General features: G+C 73.2%; 17 protein-coding genes. 12 read left to right on the plus strand and 5 right to left on the minus strand.

The features are described 5' to 3' along the window. Positions 1 to 78: 78 nt before the first annotated feature. Positions 79 to 1,719 carry a protein kinase domain-containing protein gene (locus SCA03_RS15850; RefSeq protein ID WP_030886173.1) on the minus strand — a complete coding sequence of 547 codons (1,641 nt, stop codon included), beginning with the start codon at positions 1,717 to 1,719 and terminating at the stop codon, positions 79 to 81. A gap of 1,027 nt (positions 1,720 to 2,746) precedes the next feature. Between SCA03_RS15850 and SCA03_RS15860 the strand changes: the two genes are divergently transcribed. Beyond that, complete coding sequence (locus SCA03_RS15860) at positions 2,747 to 4,477, plus strand: protein kinase domain-containing protein (protein WP_086817806.1); 1,731 nt, start codon at positions 2,747 to 2,749, stop codon at positions 4,475 to 4,477. A gap of 350 nt (positions 4,478 to 4,827) precedes the next feature. Here the strand turns inward: SCA03_RS15860 and paaN are convergent, their stop codons facing one another. Continuing rightward, positions 4,828 to 6,534, minus strand: coding sequence for a phenylacetic acid degradation protein PaaN (gene paaN / locus SCA03_RS15865; protein WP_086817805.1), 1,707 nt, complete (start codon positions 6,532 to 6,534; stop codon positions 4,828 to 4,830). A 457-nt stretch (positions 6,535 to 6,991) separates the two neighbouring features. Between paaN and SCA03_RS15870 the strand changes: the two genes are divergently transcribed. Then, positions 6,992 to 7,594, plus strand: coding sequence for a TetR/AcrR family transcriptional regulator (locus tag SCA03_RS15870; RefSeq protein ID WP_030883282.1), 603 nt, complete (start codon positions 6,992 to 6,994; stop codon positions 7,592 to 7,594). Between the two features lie 39 nt (positions 7,595 to 7,633). Here the strand turns inward: SCA03_RS15870 and SCA03_RS15875 are convergent, their stop codons facing one another. Continuing rightward, on the minus strand, positions 7,634 to 8,071 hold the full coding sequence (locus SCA03_RS15875; RefSeq protein WP_051856743.1) for an Lrp/AsnC family transcriptional regulator: 438 nt from the start codon (positions 8,069 to 8,071) through the stop codon (positions 7,634 to 7,636). Between the two features lie 520 nt (positions 8,072 to 8,591). Here SCA03_RS15875 and pdhA point away from each other — a divergent pair. The 10 genes from pdhA to SCA03_RS15920 all read left to right on the plus strand — a co-directional run bounded on the left by pdhA (position 8,592) and on the right by SCA03_RS15920 (position 19,620). Beyond that, a complete protein-coding gene (pdhA, locus tag SCA03_RS15880) occupies positions 8,592 to 9,764 on the plus strand; it encodes a pyruvate dehydrogenase (acetyl-transferring) E1 component subunit alpha (protein ID WP_030883284.1) in 1,173 nt (390 codons plus the stop codon). Then, positions 9,761 to 10,837 carry an alpha-ketoacid dehydrogenase subunit beta gene (locus SCA03_RS15885; RefSeq protein ID WP_030883286.1) on the plus strand — a complete coding sequence of 359 codons (1,077 nt, stop codon included), beginning with the start codon at positions 9,761 to 9,763 and terminating at the stop codon, positions 10,835 to 10,837. The genes pdhA and SCA03_RS15885 overlap by 4 nt, the downstream gene beginning before the upstream one ends. Further along, a complete protein-coding gene (locus tag SCA03_RS15890) occupies positions 10,837 to 12,396 on the plus strand; it encodes a dihydrolipoamide acetyltransferase family protein (protein WP_030883288.1) in 1,560 nt (519 codons plus the stop codon). Before SCA03_RS15885 ends, SCA03_RS15890 begins: the two co-directional genes overlap by 1 nt. A 2-nt stretch (positions 12,397 to 12,398) precedes the next feature. Beyond that, the gene (locus SCA03_RS15895; RefSeq protein ID WP_371863949.1) at positions 12,399 to 13,385 is read left to right on the plus strand and encodes an NTP transferase domain-containing protein; all 987 of its coding nucleotides are present in this window, start codon (positions 12,399 to 12,401) and stop codon (positions 13,383 to 13,385) included. Next, positions 13,382 to 14,899, plus strand: coding sequence for a molybdopterin molybdotransferase MoeA (locus SCA03_RS15900; RefSeq protein ID WP_086816271.1), 1,518 nt, complete (start codon positions 13,382 to 13,384; stop codon positions 14,897 to 14,899). Before SCA03_RS15895 ends, SCA03_RS15900 begins: the two co-directional genes overlap by 4 nt. Beyond that, positions 14,893 to 15,978 (plus strand): potassium channel family protein, encoded by a 1,086-nt coding sequence (locus tag SCA03_RS15905; RefSeq protein ID WP_030883295.1) that lies wholly within the window; start codon positions 14,893 to 14,895, stop codon positions 15,976 to 15,978. The genes SCA03_RS15900 and SCA03_RS15905 overlap by 7 nt, the downstream gene beginning before the upstream one ends. A 196-nt stretch (positions 15,979 to 16,174) precedes the next feature. Beyond that, positions 16,175 to 16,342, plus strand: a complete 168-nt coding sequence (locus SCA03_RS35110) for a hypothetical protein (RefSeq protein ID WP_169729653.1) — start codon at positions 16,175 to 16,177, stop codon at positions 16,340 to 16,342. An 86-nt stretch (positions 16,343 to 16,428) separates the two neighbouring features. Then, positions 16,429 to 17,409: an NAD(P)H-quinone oxidoreductase gene (locus SCA03_RS15910; RefSeq protein ID WP_086816269.1), complete on the plus strand. Its 981-nt coding sequence runs from the start codon at positions 16,429 to 16,431 to the stop codon at positions 17,407 to 17,409. 393 nt (positions 17,410 to 17,802) lie between these two features. Beyond that, entirely contained in the window at positions 17,803 to 19,008 is a 1,206-nt protein-coding gene (locus SCA03_RS15915) for a hypothetical protein (RefSeq protein ID WP_141275459.1), read from the plus strand. Between the two features lie 48 nt (positions 19,009 to 19,056). Continuing rightward, complete coding sequence (locus SCA03_RS15920; protein WP_030883302.1) at positions 19,057 to 19,620, plus strand: bacterial proteasome activator family protein; 564 nt, start codon at positions 19,057 to 19,059, stop codon at positions 19,618 to 19,620. 192 nt (positions 19,621 to 19,812) lie between these two features. On the opposite strand, the gene SCA03_RS15925 is transcribed toward SCA03_RS15920, so the two are convergent. Together SCA03_RS15925 and SCA03_RS15930 are read right to left on the minus strand one after the other, a co-directional pair. Next, positions 19,813 to 20,487 (minus strand): TrmH family RNA methyltransferase, encoded by a 675-nt coding sequence (locus tag SCA03_RS15925; protein ID WP_107061465.1) that lies wholly within the window; start codon positions 20,485 to 20,487, stop codon positions 19,813 to 19,815. Positions 20,488 to 20,604: 117 nt separating this feature from the next. Then, a complete protein-coding gene (locus SCA03_RS15930; protein WP_086815433.1) occupies positions 20,605 to 21,876 on the minus strand; it encodes an HTTM domain-containing protein in 1,272 nt (423 codons plus the stop codon). Positions 21,877 to 21,933: the final 57 nt, after the last annotated feature.

The raw sequence follows: 21,933 nt of genomic DNA on the forward strand, positions 1-21,933 counted from the left end.
GTCCGGGGCCGAAAGTGTCTGCGGAAGGGGAAGGGGAAGAGCCGGGGGCGAGTGCTCACCGGCGGACCGGTGTGCGGATCACTCCCCGTTGGCGCCGCTGTTGGCGGTGTCCCCCGGCTTGCCTCCGGGGAGGCCGCCGATGTCCCCGCCGCCCTGGTCGTCGCCCTCGTCGGGCGGCGACGGGTCGTCCGGGTCCTCCGAGCCGCTTCCGCCGTTGTCGCCGTTACCGCCGTTGTTGTTGCCGCCGTGACCGCCGCCGCCCTCGGACGTGCCGGACGGGGTGTCGCTCGGCGTCTCGGACGGCGTCGGGTTCGGGTCGATCGGCACCGACTGCGTCGGGTCCTGGGTCGGGGTCCACTCGCCGGGGTCGCCCGCGGAGGTGCCGGGGTCCTCCTCCTCGGTCTCCGTCGGCGAGCTCGACGGCTCCTTGCTCGTCTTCTTGTCCTTCGGCTCCGTCGTCGACTTGTCCGGTGCGTCCGGCTTGTTGTCGTGGTCCTTGGAGGAGTTGATCGCGAAGAAGATGCCGCCCGCTATGGCGATCACCGCGAGGAAGGCCACCAGCGCGTACTTGAGCCCGTTGCCGCCGCGGCCACCGCCGCCGCGCCGCGGACCCCCGTCGAAGCCTCCGTCGTCGTCCCGGGGCGCGCCCAGCATCGGTGCGCCCATCTGGGAGGTGTCCGAGTGCGTCGGGTGCTGGCGCGTGTCCCCGCCGGCCATTCCCATCATCTGCGTCGCGCCACCGGTCTGCGCGACCGGACCGGTGTTCCACAGGCCGCCCGTGTGGCCGCCCTGCTCCTGGAGCATCTGGAGCGCGTACTGCGTCAGCCCGCGCATCTCCTCGGCCGTCTGGAACCGGTCGTCCGGCTCCTTGGCCAGCGCCCGCATCACCAGGCCGTCGAGCTCCGGCGGGACGACGTCCGAGACCTCGGACGGCAGCACCGGATCGTCCTGCACGTGCTGGTAGACCACCGACAGCGGCGTCTCACCCGTGAACGGGGGCCGCAGCGTCAGCAGTTCGTAGAGCAGACAGCCGGTGGCGTAGAGGTCGGAGCGGGTGTCGACGGTCTTGCCGAGTGCCTGCTCCGGGGAGAGGTACTGCGGCGTACCCATGACCATGCCGGTCTGCGTCATCGTGTTCGACGCACCGTGCAGGGCCCGCGCGATACCGAAGTCCATCACCTTGACGGCGCCGTTGTTCGTGATGATCACGTTCGCCGGCTTGATGTCCCGGTGGACGATGCCGTGCTGGTGGCTGTAGGCCAGCGCTTCCAGCACCCCGGACACGATGATCAACGCCTGGTCGGCGGGCGGCGCTTCGGCCGTCATCAGCAGATCACGGATCGTGCTGCCCTCGACCAGCTCCATCACGATGTACGGCGTGATGTTGCCGCCGATCAGTTCCTCGCCGGAGTCGTAGACGGCGACCACCGCGTGGTGGTTGAGGCCCGCGACGGACTGCGCCTCGCGGGTGAACCGCGCCTTGGACACCGGGTCCTCGGCCAGATCGGCACGGAGCAGCTTGACGGCGACGGTGCGCCCCAGGCGCAGGTCCTCCGCGCCGAACACCTCGGCCATACCGCCTCGGCCCAGCCGCCGCGTCAGGCGGTACCGGCCGTCGCCGACGAGCCCGCGGTTACCCCACAACTCCGGCGAATCGGGCAGAGAGCCGCCCGTCGCATCAGGGTCCGGAGAGCCCCCGGCGGCTTGCGTCTGTGCCATCAGTCCTCGCCGTCGATTCGAATCCGCGGCCTTCTCGCGCGGTACGTACTCCCCAAGGAGGCTACAGGCACGCAGGGGGTACTTGGATGGGGACGGAACATGGAAGAAAGGCCATACAACTAGCTGCGGCACCGGGCTGGCAAGTTCGCTGACAGCTACCGGCCGGACACGCACACCCCTCTTCCCCTCCGCTTCCCCCGCCTCGTCCCCCACCCCGGCACACCCGGCCCACACACCCCGCCACGGCCGCCGCCACGACCTCTGCCACGACCGCCGTCCAGCCCCCGCCACGGCCCCGTTCCGCAGCTCCCGGAGCCTTCCCGAAGCCTTCCCGGGGCCTTCCCGGAGCTGTTCCGAAGCTGTTCCGGAGCCCGACCGTGCGGGCCCGACCGCAGCCCCGACACGGACCCGACGCGGACCCGGCGCGGACCCTAACGCCGCGCAGCACCCCCCCCCGCGCCGCTCCCCGCTCTTGGCACCGCGTACCCACCGCGTACCCGTCCCGTACCGCGCGTGTTCAGCCCCGCCCGGAGAGAGGTGGACACGCGACGCGTGGGCACGGCGGGTGCGAGGAGGGCGTGCCGGGGGTTCGACGTATGTGCCGCTCTCCAGAGGGGCTGCGCCGCGTACCCGCACCGTGTCCACGCGCACCCGCCACGTATCCGGGCAAGCGCCGCACGGGTCACGCAGAGTCATCAAGCGGTCGACCCGGAGCCGTTGACCGAGAACGTCGCACGAAGACGTACGGAAACGTCGCACGGCTACACACGGAGACGCACGGAGAGATACGGAGGGGACGGGGACCACCCGCGCGGAAGGCCCGGCTCGCGGGGCCCCTGCGGCCCGTCTCACAGGGCCCCTTAGTCTCGTGTGACGGTCCGCACGAAGGCCCTGTGGGCATCCGGTCACGGAACGGGCAACCAGCTTGACGTGGCGGAGCCCTCGGGCAAACTTGGGCCAGTATCAGGTCTATGGATCACTCAACGTACCTGCACGGGGGCAGCGCCGCCGAGGGGGAAGCAGTCAGATGAGCGAGGACGGCGCACAGGCGGCCGGAAACTATGTGGGCCGCATGGTCGGCGGGGGGCGTTTCCAGCTCCGTTCGCTGCTCGGGGCGGGCGGGATGGCGTCGGTCTATCTCGCCTACGACTCCGTGCTCGACCGTCAGGTCGCGGTCAAGACCCTGCACACCGAACTCGGCCGGGAACAGTCCTTCCGTGAGCGGTTCCGCCGCGAGGCGCAGTCCGTCGCCAAGCTGACACACACCAACATCGTCTCCGTCTTCGACTCGGGCGAGGACGAGATCGACGGCGCCCTGGTGCCGTACATCGTCATGGAGTACGTCGAGGGCAAGCCCCTGCGTACCGTCCTCGACGAGGACATCGCCCAGCACGGCGCGATGCCCGCCGACAAGGCACTGAAGATCACCGGCGATGTCCTCGCCGCCCTTGAGGTCAGCCACGAAATGGGCCTGGTGCACCGGGACATCAAGCCCGGCAACGTCATGCTCACCAAGCGTGGCGTGGTCAAGGTCATGGACTTCGGCATCGCCCGCGCCATGCAGTCCGGCGTGACGTCGATGACCCAGACCGGCATGGTCGTCGGCACCCCGCAGTACCTCTCCCCCGAGCAGGCGCTCGGCCGCGGCGTGGACGCCCGTTCCGACCTGTACTCGGTCGGCATCATGCTCTTCGAACTGCTCACCGGGCGGCTGCCGTTCGACGCCGACTCGCCGCTGGCCATCGCCTACGCGCACGTCCAGGAGGAGCCCGTCGCGCCCTCCTCCATCAACCAGTCCGTGCCGCCGGCCGTCGACGCGCTCGTCGCCCGCGTACTGAAGAAGAACCCCAACGAGCGCTTCCCGTCCGCCGAGTCCATGCACGACGAGTGCGAGCGGATCGGCGGCTCCGGGGTGGCCTCCGGCTCCTCTCCGATCATCATCAGCGGCGGCCCCCCGGCCAACAGCGGTGCGGGCGTGGGCCAGGCCGTCTTCCCGCCGGTCAACGACGCCGGCACCCCGCCCCCGCAGGGCAACATGCAGCAGCCGTACCAGCCGCCGGGGCCCTACGCCGGCGGCTTCGGCCCCTCCACCCCGCCGCCCGCGCCCGCCATGGGCCAGGCCGGCTACGCGCCGTACGGGCACCAGCAGGGCGCCGCCACCCCGCCGCCGTACAACCTGGCCCAGCCGCCGGGTGTGCCCGGCGCACCCGGGGCCCCGGGTGGCCCCGGCGGCAAGAAGAAGACCTCACCCGGCGCCCTGGCCGGATACGGCCTCGCGGCCGTCGCGGTCATCGCCGTGCTCGTCTTCGTCGTCGTGCAGCTCACCGGCGACGACGGAGGCGGCTCACAGGCCGACGACAAGCCCACCGGCCAGAACAGCGCCAGCGAGGACCCCGCGAACGACAACACCGGGGGCACCGCCACCAACAGCGGGGGCACGGGCGGCCACAACGGCTCGTTCAAGGGGCCGGACAAGAGCCGCACCATCGACTCCACCGAGTGCACCGACGCGAGCGAGAGCTACGACGACAAGCGCAAGGTCATGATGCCCGACCTGACGGTCAAGGACCTGACCTCCGTCAAGGCGTGCCTGCGCGCGGCCGGTTGGGACATCGGCGAGGTCACGAAGGAAGACGAGAACATCTGGGGCAAGAACACCGTTCTGGAGCAGAGCCCCAGCAGCTCCGACGACTTCGACCCGAAGAAGGACAAGATCGACCTGACGGTCTCGACGGGCCGGCCCGCCTCGACCTCCTGATCCGCGCCGTCCCTTCACCTCCTCCGTCCGGTACCGCCTCCGCGCATGGGGCACCGCTGTCCACGACCGCCCCGGGCCGCCCCGACTTGTCGGCTCACGCGGCCTGTTGGCCCACCCGCTCTGTCGGCCCACTCGGTTTGTCGGCCCACCCGGTCTGTTGGCGCGCCGCGGCTCGATGCCCTCGTTCCGCTCCCGCCGCGAGGGCCGACTCCGGCGCCCCGGCTCCGTCCCTTCCTGCCCGGGGCCCCGAGCAGGAAGGGAGAAGGAGCCGAGCCGACAGGCTCCGTGGCAACGGCGGACCGGCATCCGCCGGACGGCGGACTCGGCGGGCGCGCTCCTCGTCGGCGGGCTCACTCCGCGGACATGCGCCTCACCTCCACCGTCCGGAAGCGGTTCGCCACGAACGCCCCGTCGCACAGCGTGCAGTTGGCGGACGGGTTGCCGCCCGAGCCGTGGAAGTCCGAGAAGCCGGCGGTCTGGTTGACATAGACCCCGCCGGTGAGGTTCAGCGAGAGCTGGGCCGGCTCGTCGAAGCACACCTCCGCCACCTGCTGTTCGACCTCACGCGAGGTGGTGTACGCGGCGACGGTCATCGCGCCCTTCTCCCGCAGGGTGCGCCGCAGCAGGGCGAGGGCCTCCTCCGTGGAGCTCACGGCCACCGCGAAGGACACCGGCCCGAAGCACTCGTCCAGGCAGTTCTCCTCCGTCTCCGGGTTGGCGGCGTCCACCGCGAGGATCGCGGGCGTGCGCACCGTGGCCCCCGGGAACTCGGCGTTCTTCACCGTCCGTGAGGCGAGGGCCACCCGGCCGCGGCCGGGCGCGGCGTCCAGCCGTTCCCGGACGGCGTCGTTGACGAGGGCGCCGAGCAGCGCGTTCGCACGGGCGTCGTCACCGAGCAGCTTGTCGACCGCGGCGGCGAGATCGGTGACCACGTCGTCGTACGTCCGGTGCCCGGCGTCGGTGGCGATACCGGAAGCGGGGATGAGCAGGTTCTGCGGCGTCGTGCACATCTGCCCGCTGTAGAGGGAGAGCGAGAAGGCGAGGTTGGCGAGCATGCCGCGGTAGTCGTCCGTGGAGTCGATCACCACGGTGTTGACGCCGGACTTCTCGGTGTGCACCTGCGCCTGGCGGGCGTTGGCCTCCAGCCATTCGCCGAACTGCGAGGAGCCGGTGTAGTCGATCACCCGGATCTCGGGGCGCACCGCGAGGTTCCTGGCGATGCCGTCCCCCTCGGCCTCGGCGGCCAGCGCCACGAGATCGGGCTCGAACCCGGCCTCACCGAGCACGTCCCGTGCGATCCGCACCGTCAGCGCGAGCGGCAGCACCGCCCCGGGATGCGGCTTGACCAGCACGGGGTTCCCCGTGGCCAGCGAGGCGAAGAAGCCGGGGAAGCCGTTCCAGGTCGGGAAGGTGTTGCAGCCGATGAGCAGGGACACGCCCCGTGGCACGGCGGTGAACTCCTTCTCCACCCGCAGCGGTTCGCGCTTGCCCTGGGGCTTGACCCAGGTGGCCCGGGCCGGTGTGCGCGTCTGCTCGGCATAGGCGTAGGCCACCGCCTCCATCCCGCGGTCCTGGGCATGAGGGCCACCGGCCTGGAACGCCATCATGAACGCCTGCCCGCTGGTGTGCATGACGGCATGGGCGAACTCGTACGTCCGGGCGCTGATCCGCGCGAGGATCTCCAGGCAGACCGCGGCGCGTACCTCGGGGCCGGCCTGGCGCCAGGCGGGCATCGCCGCGCGCATCGCCGGCAGCAGCACGTCGAGCGCGCCCTCGTCCGTGCGCGGATACGAGATGTCCAACTCCAGGCCGTAGGGGGACCGTTCGCTCGTCACCCACTCGCCGGACACCGGCTGGCCGGGGAGTTCGAACCGGGTACCGCGCAACGCCTCGAAGGCCGCCTTGCCCTGCTCGGCCGCCTCCTCCCCGTACGCCTTGGGGTGCTCGGGGTGCGGGGTCCAGAACTCCCTGGTGCGGATGGCCTCCAGGGCGCGTTCCAGGGTGGGGCGATGCTTGTCGACGAGCTGCGTCGTGGTGGATCCGGTTGCGGTGGTCACGGGACCAACTCCTCGCTGAGCTGGGACGACAACGGACTTCGGGCGGTGTGCGGACGGACGTGCCGACGAGCGTGCGTCCGGCGCGGGCGGCACGGCCGTACGCGTGGTGCGGGCGTACACGGGGTGCGGGCGTGCGTGGTGCGGCGTACCGATGGCGGACAGGGTTCGGGCCCGGCGCGGGGAGCGGTCGGGAAGCGGTCAGGGCTCGGGCCCGGTGCGGGGGCCGTAGGCGGACGGGAGGGGCGGGTGTGCGGCGGGTGTGCGGCGGACGTGCTGTAGGCGTGCTGTGGGCGTGCGCGGACATGCTGCGGACACCGGCCCGGGGCCGGAGCGGGCGGTCGACGGGCTTGGCGGCGGCCGCTCACGTGGTAGATACTGCAACCGAACGATCGGTCGGTGCAAGGGGGTCGGAGGACCTGTGGATAACTCGGTTCCGGGCACCGCTAGCATCGGCCGCATGCCCACGGTCAAGCGCGACACCTACACGCCCGACTCCCTGCTCTCCGTCGCCGTGCGGGTGTTCAACGAGCGGGGGTACGACGGCACGTCGATGGAACACCTGTCGCAGGCCGCCGGGATCTCGAAGTCCTCGATCTACCACCACGTCCGCGGCAAGGAAGAGCTGCTGCGCAGGGGGATAAGCCGGGCGCTGGACGGCCTCTTCGGCATCCTGGACGAGCCGGCGGCGCGCGAGGGGCGCGCGGTGGAGCGGCTGGAGTACGTCACGCGCCGGACGGTCGAGGTGCTGATGACGGAACTGCCGTATGTGACGTTGCTGCTCAGGGTGCGCGGCAACACCGACACCGAGCGCTGGGCGATGGACCGCCGCCGCGAGTTCGACCAGCGGGTCGCCGGACTGGTCAAGGAAGCCACGGCGGAGGGCGATCTGCGCTCCGACGTGGACGCCCGGCTGGCGACGCGGCTGCTGTTCGGAATGATCAATTCGATTGCCGAGTGGTACCGCCCCGAGCGGGCCGCCGGGGAGGGCTCGGGGGACACGAGCGCGGAGGTCGCCGAGGCCGTCGTCCGCACCGCCTTCGCGGGGCTCCGCACCCACTGACCCGCGCGCGGGCGCGCCCGCCCGCGCCGGCTGCGCCTCCTACAGCTCCGGCTCCAGGTCCGTCTCCTCGAACACCAGCAGCGTGCGGGTGCTCACCACCTCGGGGATCGACTGGATGCGGGTGAGGACGAGATCCCGCAGCGCACGGTTGTCCTGGGTGTGCACCAGCAGCAGGACGTCGAAGTCCCCGCTGACCAACGCCAGATGCGCCGCTCCCGGAAGCTCCTGCAACTGCTCGCGCACTGTGCGCCAGGAATCCTGGATGATCTTGAGCGTGATGTAGGCGATGGTCCCGTGTCCGGCGCGTTCCTGGTCGACCCGGGCGCTGAAGCCCCGGATGACCCCGTCCTCGATCAGCCGGTTGATCCGCGCGTAGGCGTTGCCCCGGGAGACGTGCACGCGTTCGGCCACGGAGCGGATGGAGGCCCGGCCGTCGGCCCGCAGCAGCCGCAGGATGTCCCGGTCGATCGCGTCCAGGGGCCTGGCCGGAGGCCGCGTGTCCCCGTCCGGTCCGCGCCCCGCGCCCGCCCCGGCAGGCGCCTCGTGCCCACGGCCCGCGCCCGCCCCCGGGGGCTCCTCCGGCCCGTCCGCCGCACCGGTACCGGGCGTGCGGGCGGCGTCGAACTGCCCGGTGCCACCGGACCGCTCGCCGGCGCCGGATCCGTCGTCGGGCCCGGGCTCCCCGTGGGGAGCGGGGTCCGTCCCGCGCGGGGCCAACTGTTCATCCGGCACGGTCCCCGGCCTCCCCTCGGTGGACGCTCTGCGGTCATCGAACGGCCCTGCGAGCCATTTGTCCACAGGCTGAGGCCACCCGTAGCCAAAATGCGCTGTCGACCGAACAATCGGTAGAGGACGACGTCGCGGTCGCTGCCGTCGGCGTCCCTGCCCGGCATGCCCGGGTCCGCCGCGTACGGGGGCCACATCCGCGCGTCCTCGGCAGCGGCACTCCGGCGCGTAGATCCCGCCGCAGCCCCGTTCCCACGAGGAGGTGCTCGTCATGACGGTTCTGGAGCAGTTGGGAGCCCATGTGCCTGTCCCGCCCCCGTCCTGGCGTCCGCGGACGGACCCGGCGCCGCTGCTTCCGGACGCCACGCCGCACCGGGCGCTCGGGGTACGCGACGCGGAGGCCGGGAGCGCCGGGCGCGCCGGAAGCGGGGACGAGGAGCTGCTGCTGCGGCTGTACGCAGCGGTGGTGCACGGCCGCCGGTACAACGAGCAGGCGACGGCGCTGACGAAGCAGGGCCGACTCGCGGTCTATCCCTCATCCACCGGGCAGGAGGCGTGCCAGGTGGCGTCCGGGCTGGTGCTGCGCGAGCGGGACTGGCTGTTCCCCAGCTATCGGGACACGCTGGCGGCCGTGGCCCGGGGCCTCGATCCGGTCGAGGTGCTCTCGCTGCTGCGCGGTGACTCGCACAACGGCTACGACGCGCGCGAGCAGCGGGTCGCGCCGCTGTGCACGCCCCTGGCGACGCAGCTGCCGCACGCCGTGGGGCTCGCGCACGCGGCCCGGCTGAAGGGCGACGATCTGGCGGTCCTCGCCCTGGTGGGGGACGGCGGCACCAGTGAGGGAGATTTCCACGAGGCGCTCAACTTCGCCGCTGTGTGGCAGGCGCCGGTGGTCGTGCTGGTGCAGAACAACGGCTTCGCGATCTCCGTTCCGCTGTCGAAGCAGACGGCGGCGCCGTCCCTCGCGCACAAGGCGGTGGGATACGGCATGCCGGGGCGTCTGGTGGACGGGAACGACGCGCTGGCCGTCCACGAGGTGCTCGACGAGGCGCTGGAGCGTGCCCGTTCCGGCGGCGGCCCGACGCTGGTGGAGGCCGTCACCTACCGCGTGGAGGCCCACACGAACGCGGACGACGCGACCCGCTACCGCACCGCCGACGAGGTGGAGACCTGGCGGGCGCACGACCCGCTGGCGCTGCTGGAGAGGGAGCTGCGCGAGCGCGGGCTGCTGGACGAGGAAACAGCGCGCCGCGTGCGCGAGGAGGCCGAACAGAAAGCGGCACAGCTGCGCGAGCGGATGCACCAGGACGTGGCACCGGATCCGCAGGAGCTGTTCGCGCACGTCTACAGCGAGCGCACACCGCAGCTGCGCGAGCAGGAGGCACAGCTGCGCGCGGAACTGGCCGCCGAGGGCCACCGGACGGCGGGGGAGGAGCAGCGATGAGTACGGCAGTTCGGCAGCAGTCGGCGTCGGGCGGCGCCGCGGAACGCAAGCCGGCCACGATGGGGCAGGCGCTCAACCGGGCCCTGGCGGACGCGATGGCCGAGGACCCGGCCGTGCATCTGCTGGGGGAGGACATCGGCACCCTCGGCGGGGTCTTCCGGGTGACCGACGGGCTCGCGGAGCGGTTCGGGCCCGACCGCTGCGCGGACACCCCGCTGGCCGAGGCGGGCATCCTGGGCACCGCCGTGGGCATGGCCATGTACGGACTGCGCCCGGTGGTGGAGATGCAGTTCGACGCGTTCGCCCTGCCGGCGTTCGAGCAGCTGGTGAGCCATGTCTCGCGGATGCGCAACCGCACGCGCGGCGGGCTGCCGATGCCGCTGACGGTCCGCATCCCCTACGGCGGCGGTATCGGCGGCGTGGAGCACCACAGCGACTCCTCGGAGGCGTACTACGCGGCGACCCCCGGCCTGCACGTCGTCACCCCGGCGACCGTCGCGGACGCGTACGGGCTGCTGCGGGCCGCGATCGCCTCGGACGATCCGGTGGTCTTCCTGGAGCCGAAGCGGCTGTACTGGTCGAAGGACGGCTGGGATCCCGAGGCACCGGAGCCGGTGCCGGGGATCGGCGCTGCGGTGGTGCGCCGGCCGGGCCGATCGGCGACGCTGATCGGCTACGGGCCGTCCGTCCCGGTGTGTCTGGAGGCGGCCGAGGCGGCGCGGGAGGACGGCGCCGAGGGGTGGGATCTGGAGGTTGTGGACCTCCGCTCCCTCGTGCCGTTCGACGAGGAGACGGTGGCCGCTTCCGTGCGGCGCACGGGCCGCGCCGTCGTCGTCCACGAGTCGCCGGGGTTCGGCGGGCCGGGCGGCGAGATCGCCGCCCGGATCACGGAGCGCTGCTTCCACCACCTGGAAGCCCCGGTGCTGCGCGTCGCCGGCTTCGACATCCCGTACCCGCCGCCGATGCTGGAGCGCCACCATCTGCCGGGTGTGGACCGCGTGCTGGACGCGGTGGCCCGGCTCCAGTGGGAGAGCACCTGGGTCGCTCCGGGCGGGGACGGGGGTGGCCGCTGATGGCGGAGGTACGCGAGTTCGCCCTGCCGGATCTGGGCGAGGGGCTCACAGAAGCGACAGTGGTGCGCTGGCTGGTGGGCGTGGGCGAGGCCATCGAGATCGACCAGCCGGTGGTGGAGGTGGAGACGGCCAAGGCGCTGGTGGAGGTGCCGTGCCCGTACGGAGGCGTGGTGACGGCGCACCAGGCGCAGGAGGGCGCGGAGATCCCCGTGGGCGCCCCCCTGGTGACCGTCGCGACGGGCGCCCGGGCCGACGAGGCGGCGTCCGGCGGTCTCCGGGGCGCGGAGGCGTCCGGTGGTGCGGGCGCACCGGAGCCGACGGCGCCCGAACTCGAACACGTCGGCGGGTCGGGCAATGTCCTCGTCGGCTACGGCACGTCCCCCGCCGCCCGCCGCCGCCCCCGTGTCTCCCGGCCCCTGCCGGGCACCCCGGCGGGCCCCGGCACCGGCCGGGACGCACCCACCGGACCGCCGCCGCGTGTGCCGGAGGTGAACGGCAGCGGCGCTCCCGCGGGTCACGGTGTTCCGACGACCGGCCCGGGCGCGCCGGACGGGCCTGCACGCCCCGCCGTCGGCGCCGGGGTGCCGCACGCCGACGGGACGCCGGTCCGCCGGGGCCCGGTCGCCGTCATCTCCCCGCTCGTCCGCCGTCTGGCCCGCGAGCACGGCATCGACCTGGCCACGCTGGACGGCACGGGCCCGGACGGACTGATCCTGCGCGCGGACGTCGAACGCGCCGTACGGCAGCCACAGGCGGCGACGGAGCGCGGACCCGGACCCAGTACGGCCGGTGCGCAGGCGGACGGCGACGGAGCACGCCGTATCCCCCTGCGGGGCCTGCGCGCCACGGCCGCCGAGCGGCTCACGCGCAGCCGCCGGGAGATCCCGGACGCCAGCTGCTGGGTGGACGCGGACGCGACCGAACTCCTCGCGCTGAAGCGCCGGATGAACGCCCCGCTCACCCACTCGGCGCCCACCCGCTCCGTCGGCTCACCGGGCGCGGCCGAGGGCGGCCGGGAGCGGAAACCCGTCTCCCTGCTGGCCCTGCTGGCCCGCATCTGTACGGCGGCGCTCTCCCGGTTCCCGGAGCTGAACGCTTTCGTCGACACAGATGCGCGAGAAATCGTGCTGCTGCCCCAGGTGCATCTCGGTTTCGCGGCACAGACGGACCGCGGCCTGGTCGTCCCCGTCGTCCACGAGGCGCACACCCTGGACGCGGAACAGCTCACCGAGCGGACGGCACAGCTGACCGAGGCCGCCCGCGCGGGCACCCTCACGCCGGGCCAACTGACAGGCGGAACCTTCACGTTGAACAACTACGGTGTCTTCGGCGTCGACGGCTCCACGCCGATCGTCAACCACCCGGAGGCGGCCATGCTCGGCGTCGGGCGGATCGTGCGCAAACCCTGGGTAGTCGGGGACGAACTGGCCGTGCGGGATGTCGTCCAGCTGTCGCTCACCTTCGACCACAGGGTGTGCGACGGCGGGACGGCGGGCGGTTTCCTGCGTCATGTCGCGGACTGCGTGGAGCACCCCGGGGAGTTGCTCCGTACGCTCTGAGGGTGACCCACGCTTCGCAGCCCGCCCCCGGCCCGCAGTCCGCCGGAGCCCCGTCCGCCGCACCGCCGGCGTACGGGGCGCTGGTCCTCGCCGGAGGCGCCGCACGACGGCTCGACGGCCGGGACAAGCCCGCCGTCACCGTCGGCGGCCGTCCCCTGCTGGACCGGGTGCTGACGGCCTGCGCGGACGCCGCACAGACGGTCGTCGTCGGCCCCCGCAGACCGACGCCCAGGCCGGTGGAGTGGGCGCGTGAATCCCCGCCGGGCAGCGGGCCGCTCGCCGGGCTGCACGCGGGACTGCGTCTGCTGTCGCAGGAAACGGTCCTCGTCCTCGGCGCCGACCTGCCGTTCCTGGACCGGGAAACGGTGCGTGCGCTGCTGCGCATCCCGGACGGCTGCGAGGGAAGCCTGGTGCACGACGGCCGTGACCAGCCGCTTACCGCCGCCTACCGCACGGAGCCGCTGCGCCGCGAAATCGCCCTGCTGTACACGGAGTACGGCACGCTGTCGGACCTGCCGCTGCGGCTGCTGCCCGCACAGCTGCGGCTGCACCGCGTCACCTCCCCCGCGTCGTCGGCCGCGGCCCACGACTGCGACACCTGGGAGGACGTGGCGACGGCCCGCGCCCGCGTCAGGGAGCATGGCACTGTGCTGGATGAATGGATTACCGCCGTCGAGGCCGAACTGGGCATCGAGAGCGGCGCCGACAAGGCCGCGCTGCTCGACCTCGCCCGGGACGCCGCCCACGGCGTCGCACGGCCCGCGGCGCCGTTGACGACGTTCCTCGTGGGCTACGCCGCGGGCCGGGCGGGCGGTTCGCCGGAGGAGATCGCCCGCGCCACCGCCAAAGCAGCTGATCTGGCCCGGCGTTGGGCCGAGGAGAGCGCACCGGGCGGGACGGAAGGGGGAGCCGGCGAGCAGCCGCCGCAGCCGGGCTCCACCGCATCCCCCCGCACCGCACGCGACCCGGACACGGAAGACGAACGATGAGCGGAGCCGACGAACTCGACGAGGCCATCGCCCTGGCCAACAGCGGCAGGACCCGCCCCACTCCGCCGCCGGCTCCCCGGCTGAAGAGGATCCGCCGCATCGAATGGAACGACGACCCGCGCCGGTCGTCCGAGGACGACGCCGGGGAGAGCGTCTACGCGAGCGACGGAGCGCCGTACGACCCCGACGCGGAAGAGGCCGAGGAGACCGGCGAGGACGCGCAGGAGACCGCGGAATCCCCAGCCGCCCGCCGGCCGCGTGCCGCCGCCCTGCCCACCTGGGAGGAGGCGCGGGAGCAGGCGGCACGCTCGGCCTCGGCACTGCCCGCGACGACCCTGCCGCTCGACCACACGCTCGGACACACCCTGGCGGCCCCCGTGTGCGCCCTGACGGATCTGCCCTCCTTCGACACCTCGGCGATGGACGGCTGGGCCGTGGCGGGCCCCGGCCCCTGGGCGGTGGCCGGAGCGGACGGAGGCGACGACGCCGTCGGCATCCTCGCCGGTGACACCGCTGAGCCACCGCAGCTCGCCGACGGCGAAGCGGTGCGGATCGCCACGGGCGCCCGTATCCCGCCCGGCACGAGCGCCGTCCTGCGCGCCGAGAACGCCGACGTCACCGGAAAGGGGCGCCGGCTGCGCACCCCCGAGGCGCCCCAGCCGGGAGCCGACATCCGCTCCCGCGGCCAGGAGTGCCGCACGGGCGACGAACTGCTGCCCGAGGGGCTGCACATCACTCCGGCCGTGCTGGGTCTGTGCGCCGCCGCCGGCTACGACGAGCTGCGGGTGGTGCGCCGTCCGCGTGCCGAGGTCCTCGTGCTGGGCGACGAGCTGCTGCACCGGGGGCTGCCGCGGGACGGCCGTATCCGGGACGCGCTCGGCCCGATGGTCGGTCCCTGGCTGAACGCCCTGGGCGCCGACGTCATCGCCACACGCAGGCTGGGCGACGACGCCGAGGCGCTGTACGAGGTCCTCTCCGCCACCACGGCGGACATGGTCGTCACCACGGGCAGCACGGCCTCGGGCCCCGTCGACCATCTCCAGCCGACGCTGCGCAGGCTCGGTGCCGAACTCCTCGTCCACGGCGTCCGGGTACGCCCCGGGCACCCCATGCTGCTGGCCGCGCTGCCCGCCCAGGCGCACGCCGGGAGCGCACCACCGTCCACCTCGGACGCTCCTCGGCGCGCACATCTGGTGGGGCTTCCCGGCAACCCGCTGGCGGCGCTCTCCGGCCTGGTCACGCTCGCCGCGCCGCTGCTGTACGCACTGGCCGGCCGTGTCGAACGCCCGCTCGCCCAGGCGACGTTGGGCGCCGAGGTGAGCGGCCACCCGAGCGACACCCGTCTCGTACCCGTCGTGCGGGAGGGCTCAGGGCTGCGGGCACGTGTGCAGCCGCTGCGGTACGCGGGCCCCGCCATGCTGCGCGGCGTCGCCGCCGCCGACGCTCTCGCCGTCGTCCCGCCCGGCGGCGCCGCCCCGGGCACCGATGTGACCGTCGTGGACCTGCCGTGGTGAGGCGGCTGCGCAGCCCCAAGGAGGAGAGCGAGGAGGAGCGGCACGGCTATGTGCTGCTCCCCCGCGTCGAGGTCAGCCCCATCCGCCAGGTGGTGCGGCGGCTGCTCGCCGCCGTGGGCGTGCTGGCGGTGACGGTGCTGCTGGTGTGGCTGGACCGGGAGGGCTACCGGGACAACGCCGACGGCGAGATGAGCTTCCTGGACTGCGTGTACTACACGACGGTCTCGCTCTCCACGACCGGCTACGGCGACATCGCCCCCGCCTCCGACAGCGCCCGCCTGGTCAACGCGCTCCTCCTCACGCCCCTGCGCGTGCTGTTCCTGATCATCCTCATCGGCACCACGCTGGAAGCGCTCACGGACCGCACCCGCCAGCAGTGGCGCCTGTCCCGTTGGAGGTCCGCCTTGCGCGACCACACCGTCGTCGTCGGTTTCGGAACGAAGGGGCGCTCGGCCACCCAGACGCTCCTGTCGACCGGGGTACCCCGCAACCAGATCGTCGTCATCGACCCGCACCCGACCGCCGTCAAGGCCGCCAACTCCGAGGGTTTCGCGGGGGTCGAGGGGGACGGCACCCGCAGCGAGGTGCTCGTCAGGGCGGAGACACAGCGCGCCAAGCAGATCGTCATCGCTCCGCAGCGCGACGACACCTCGGTCCTGGTGACGCTGACGGCGCGGCAGCTGAACCCGCGCGTCAAAATCGTCGCAGCTGTGCGCGAGGAGGAAAACGCGCCTCTGCTGCGGCAGTCCGGCGCGGACGCCGTCATCACCAGCGCCAGCGCCGCGGGACGGCTGCTCGGCCTGGCGATGCTCAGCCCGAACGCCAGCACGGTGATGGAGGACCTCATCCAGCAGGGCACCGGGCTGGACCTCAGAGAGCGCCCCGTCACCAAGGCCGAGGCGGGCCACTCCCCACGCGAGTGCGCCGACCTGGTGGTCTCCGTCGTCCGGGGCCACCGGATACTGGCGTTCGACGACCCCGAGGCCGGCACGCTCCAGCTCACCGACCGCGTCGTCGTCATCAACCGCGCCTCGCGCGAGATGCCCGAGTCCACCGACCGCCGCGGCGAACCGCGCTGACGCCGACGGTGCACCGCACGCGGGCGGGCACCGACGGCCTCGGCCGGCGGGAAAACTTCCACAGCTGTGGGCGGCACCGGCGGGACCGGCTTCCGCCCACAGCTGTGCGACGCCGAAGCCGGTCCGGGCTCATCCCTTCGGGTGGCGGAGTCGCGCGCACGGCCTGCCGACCGCCGCCACGCGTGACGATGACGCGATGGACCCTCCGCCGACCTGCCCCGACTGCCCCGACCGGCTGCTGTGGAAGGACACCCGCGGGACCGGCCCCGGAAAGCCCGACTCCTGGTTCTGGTTCTGCACCGGCTGCCATCGCGGCTACATGCCCACACCGGAACAGAAGCTCCGCTTCACCTGCGCGGCCTGAGCCCCGCGCGGCCGCCGCCCCCGTCGCCGGTCCGGCTGCTGCGGCACCCCGCGCCGCGCGCGGGAGCGAGCGGTAGCGTCGACGGCATGCATGCGATCACGATTCCCGAACCCGGCGGTCCCGAGGCGCTGGTCTGGGCCGAGGTCCCGGACCCGGAACCCGGGGACGGCGAGGTCCTCGTCGACGTCGCTGCCGGCGCCGTCAACCGCGCCGACGTCCTGCAACGGCAGGGCTTCTACGACCCGCCTCCGGGCGCGAGCCCCTACCCGGGCCTGGAGTGCTCCGGCCGGATCTCCGCCGTGGGCCCCGGCGTCTCCGGCTGGGCGGTCGGCGACGAGGTGTGCGCGCTGCTGGGCGGCGGCGGGTACGCCGAGAAGGTCGCCGTGCCCAGCGGACAGCTGCTGCCCGTCCCGGACGGCATGGACGTGACGACGGCGGCCGGTCTGCCCGAGGTGGTCTGCACCGTCTGGTCGAACGTCTTCATGGTGGCGCATCTGCGCCCCGGCGAGACCCTTCTCGTGCACGGCGGCTCCAGCGGCATCGGCACGATGGCGATCCAGCTGGCCAAGGCCGTCGGTGCCCGGGTCGCGGTCACGGCGGGGAGCGCGGAGAAGCTCGACCGCTGTGCCGAACTGGGCGCGGACGTGCTCATCAACTACCGCGAGCAGGACTTCGTCGAGGAGATCCGCTCCGCGACGGGCGGGGCCGGAGCCGACGTCATCCTCGACATCATGGGCGCCAAGTATCTGGACCGGAACGTGAAGGCGCTGGCGACCAACGGTCGGCTCGCCGTCATCGGTCTCCAGGGCGGTAACAAGGGCGAGTTGAACCTGGGCGCCCTCCTGGCCAAGCGCGGCGCCGTGACGGCCACCTCCCTGCGGGGCCGGCCGGCCGACGAGAAGGCGGCCATCGTGGCCGCCGTCCGCGAACACGTCTGGCCGCTGCTGTCCGACGGACGCATCCGCGCCGTCATCGACAGCACCGTGCCGATGCGGGACGCCGCCGAGGCGCACCGCTCCCTGGACGCCAGCCGGCACATCGGCAAGATCCTGCTGACCACGGACTGAGCCGCCCCGCACCACCGCCTCGCGCGCGTGCCCGCCCGGCGGGCACGCGCGCCGGCCCTCGTACCGCCGCCCACGCGAGGAACTTCCTTCCACAGCTGCGCGAGTTTCCGCCCGCACGCCCCAGCTGTGCGCCTGCTCCCGAGGCGGCCGCCGGGTACCTCCACAGAGGTGCGGCCTCACCCGGGCCTGCGCCCGCGAAAACCTGCCACAGCTGTGCCGGAGACACCGCAGCTGTGCCGAGGAACCGGACGGCCGGGAACGCCACACAGCCGACACGAGCGCACGCGGTCCGCAGCGGACCCCCTAATGCCCGCTTGTCTGAAATGCCGGAAATACTCCTTCATGTGACGCTGGTGAGGTCTATGGACCATCCAGCTCGGAAGGGTCTCGGCCGTGGCAGAAGCGCGCCGCCGACGCATCGGAGTCGCCCTGGCGACCTGTGCACTGCTGCTCCTCCCCACCCCGCCGCTCGCCGCGGCCCACTCGTCGCCGCAGAGGGGCGGCGCACCGGAGCGCGCCGAACGGCTCCTCCGCCCGGACACCTCGCCACAGCCCCCCGCAGCTCCCGGGCACTCCCTGCCCGCCCCGCCCTCTCCGCCCGCGCTGTCTCCCCTGCCCTCGCTGACGCCTCCCGCCCCGGACAGCCGGCACGCGCCCCCGGACCGGCACGGCGCGCATCCGCAGCAGAGCACCGGCACCCGCGCCGCCTCACCCGGGCACGAACAGCAGGCCCAGCTCCCCCGCTCCCCGCTCACCCTGCCCGGCCCCTCGCACATGGCCCCGCGCACGCCCCCCGACGCGCCTCCGCCGCACCCCGGTGACGAACACCCGCTGCCTCCCGGGCTCGCGCTCCCCGAGGGCATCAGCGGCACGTTCGCCCCCGGGCACGCGGGCGGGGACCCCACGGCGGGCGACGCACGGCCTCCTGCCCGCCCCCCGGACGGTTCCGGCCCCCGCGCACACGACCGGCCGCCGCAGGACGGCCGGTCCGGGCACGGTGACACCGAGGGGGACGGCGGCGGGGGAGCGGCCCGGAGCAGCACGAAAGCAGCCGGTCCGGACGGGGCGCTGCTGCCGCTGCCGGGCCGTCCGGACGACCGCCCGGAACCCCGGCCCGAGTCGGCCCCCGGAAAACGGGACGCCCCCGGACCGCACCCCAGCACCGGCCACTCGTCCGGCTCCGGCGAGAGCGGCGCCGGCCACCGGAACCCCGGCGAGGCCCGTCCGCACCGGAAGAAGCCGGACGACAGCCGGCAGGGCCCCGGGAGCCACACACCGGACGAGGGCGCGGCCACGGGGGAGCGGTCTCACCGGCCGCGGGAAACCCCGGGCCCCACGTCGCTCCTGGACGGCCCGTCCTCGTCCGAAGAGGCCGTGGAGGAACCCCCGGCCCCGCCCGAGCAGTCCATCGGGAAGCACGATCTCTACAGCTCGGGAGGCACCGTGTCCGAGCGGGGCGACGAGGCGCGCGAGGACGGCGAGGAGAACGTCCCCACGCAGCCTTCCGGGCAGGTACTGCCGGTGCTGCCGCTGGGCGCCGGCATGGCCCTGATCGGTCTCGGCCTCGCGTTCCTGGCCCTGCTGCTGCGCCGTGGCTGATCTTCGCTCGCCCGGCACACGGCACAGCTGACGATGCAGAATGGGGGCATGACACAGCCGAGCAACGAACAGTCGCAGGAGAGCCCCCAGGTCCTGGTCGTGGGGCCCGACGGTATGGCTCTCGGCGGTGCCGCGGGCAAGAGCGGTGACGGTGAAGGCGACGAGCAGGCTGAGGTCCCCGTGACGGACATGGTGGAGCAGCCGGCGAAGGTCATGCGGATCGGAAGCATGATCAAGCAGTTGCTGGAGGAGGTGAAGGCCGCACCGCTGGACGAGGCCAGCAGGGCCCGCCTCAAGGAGATCCACACCAGCTCGATCAAGGAGCTGGAGGACGGTCTGGCGCCGGAGCTGATCGAGGAGCTGGAACGGCTCTCGCTTCCCTTCACCGAGGGTTCCACCCCCACCGACGCCGAGCTGCGGATCGCCCAGGCCCAGCTCGTGGGCTGGCTGGAGGGCCTCTTCCACGGCATCCAGACGGCGCTCTTCGCCCAGCAGATGGCCGCACGCGCACAGCTGGAGCAGATGCGCAGGGCGCTGCCTCCGGGTGTCCTCCCCGAGGAGGGCGCGCCGGGCGAAGACGCGAAGGGCCGCACCGGCGGGCCCTATCTGTGACCCTTCTTCGCCTGCCCGGCGAAGAAGCGCTCCTGCGCAGACCTTTTCCCGAGCCCGGGGCTCCGCGCCCCGGGCTCGACGCTTTTCTGCGTCAGCTGTGGGGACGTTCCGCCACGTCTCCACGGGAGCGCGAGGACGTTCCCTCCGGGACGCCGATGCGCCGGGTGCTCGGCCCGAGGGCCGGGACGCCGCTCAGGCCGGCTGCGCCATCCAGTGGTAGAGCGCCATGGCCACGCTGGTGGCGAGGTTGTAGCTGGAGACCTGGGGCCGCATGGGCAGCGCCACCAGCTGGTCGGCACGCGCCCTGACCTCGGCGGAGAGGCCGTGGCGTTCGGAGCCGAAGGCGAGCAGCGCGTCGGCCGGCAGCGGCACGGACCGCAGATCGGCGCCGTCCGCGTCGAAGGCGTACAGCGGTCCGTCCGGCAGCTGAGGAACCGTGCGCCGCTCCACAGCTGTGGCGAAGTGCAGCCCGGCGCCCGCGCGGACAGCCGCAGGATGCCAGGGGTCCACGTCGCCGGTGGTGAGCACGCCACCGGCCCCGGCGCCCGCCGCCAGCCGCACCACGGCCCCGAGATTGCCGAGGTTGCGCGGGTTGTCCAGGACGACGAGGGGAGCGGTCCGGTCCAGCTCCCGAGCGGTGTCCCGCAGGGCGAGCCCGGCGACCCCGGTGGGGTGCGGGCGGGGCACCAGCTGACGCAGCCTTTCCGCCGGCACCTCGTGCAGCAGACCGTCCAGAGCGTCCACCAGGTCGGGCGCCAGCTCCTCGGCGAGGGCCAGCGTCGCGCCGCGGTCCAGCGTCCGGGCCACCGGCACCCGTGCGCCGAAACGCAGCGCGTGCTTGAGCGCGTGGAACCCGTCCAGCAGCACGCCCTGCGGCGCATACGCGGCCCATGCGGCGTCACCGGTGCCCGCGCCGTCGGCTCTCCCGTCGTACCTGGTCACCGGGCCAGCCTACGGGCAGCGGAACGGCGGCGGGAGCGGTGTTCAGCGCCCCGGCAGCCGGGTACCGGCGACGTCGTCCTCCGACTCCTGAGCGGCGGGGATCCCGGCGGGAGCACCGTCCGGGCCGTGATCCATCGCCTCGTCCCTCCCGTGCTCCTCGCGTTCCTCGTGGCCGGTGTCCGGCCGACGGCCGCGCGGCAGCAGTCCGCGTACCCGGGCGGCCAGGGCGCCGAGGCGACGCCCGGACCACACCAGGAAGACGGTCGGCAGGAAGACGGCGTCGGCCGCGATCATCGCCAGCGAGAAGAACGGCAGGCCCAGCAGAACGGCGATGCCCAGATGCTCGACGATCATGAAAGCGAGCAGCACGTTCTTCGCACGGCGGTTGAGCAGCGTGAACGGGAAGGCGATCTGCATGCCGACCGTGACATAGGTGACCAGGAAGATCATGAGGCCGTTGCCCGCGAGCACATGGCTCAGCTCCGGCCAGGGACTGAAGTAGTCCAGGTTCATCGGGTAGTAGACGGCGCTTCCGTCCTGCCACCGGGTGCCCTGGATCTTGTACCAGCCGGCCGTCGAGTAGATCAGACAGACCTCGACCATGATCACGAGCAGGACGGCGTTGTGGCCCAGGTTGGCGAGGATGTCGCAGACATCGCGCGCCTCGCGCACGCTCCGCCCCCCGCGCGCACCCGCGCGCCGCAGCACCCACCACAGCCCGTTGGCCACCCACAGCGCCCAGAAGAACAGGCACCAGCCGAGGCTGAAACCGCCCGCGACGGTGCCGCCCAGCAGCACGGCGCCCAGCACCGCCCACAGAACGACACCGGCGGTCCCCTCCGTCCGGCCGCGTGCCGCCCGGCGCGCGTCCAGCGACCACACCTGGCCGCACCGGGTGAGCACCAGGTAGATCGCCATCAGATGTATGACGTTGTCGCCGCCGTCGCCCATGAAGACGCTGCGGTTCTGCAACGAGAGCACACCGACCATGAACAGCACGGACGAGGCACGGGTGTGCCAGCCGAGCGTCAGGGCCGCGGCGGAGAGCAGCGCGAGGAGGTACACCAGCTCGAACCAGCTGTTGCTGCTCGACCACATCAGCACCGTGAAGGCGTGGTTGGAGTCGATGAGCCGCTCGGCCAGACCCCAGCTCCAGGGGCCCTCGGGCCCGTACAGCTCCTGCCGGTGCGGCCACTCGCGCAGCAGGAAGAGGAACCACACCAGGCCGAAGCCGATACGGACGATCGCCGTCTGGTACGGGCCCAGCGCGGACGAGGTGACGCGGGTGAGGCCCCGCGAGACCCAGCCCTCGATCCGGGCCCGCGGCCCGGCGACAGCCTTGTCCGGGACGGCCGGCGGTACCGCTCCGTG

Origin of the sequence: Streptomyces cacaoi (assembly GCF_006539165.1) — a bacterium.
Taxonomy (GTDB): Bacteria; Actinomycetota; Actinomycetes; order Streptomycetales; family Streptomycetaceae; genus Streptomyces; species Streptomyces cacaoi.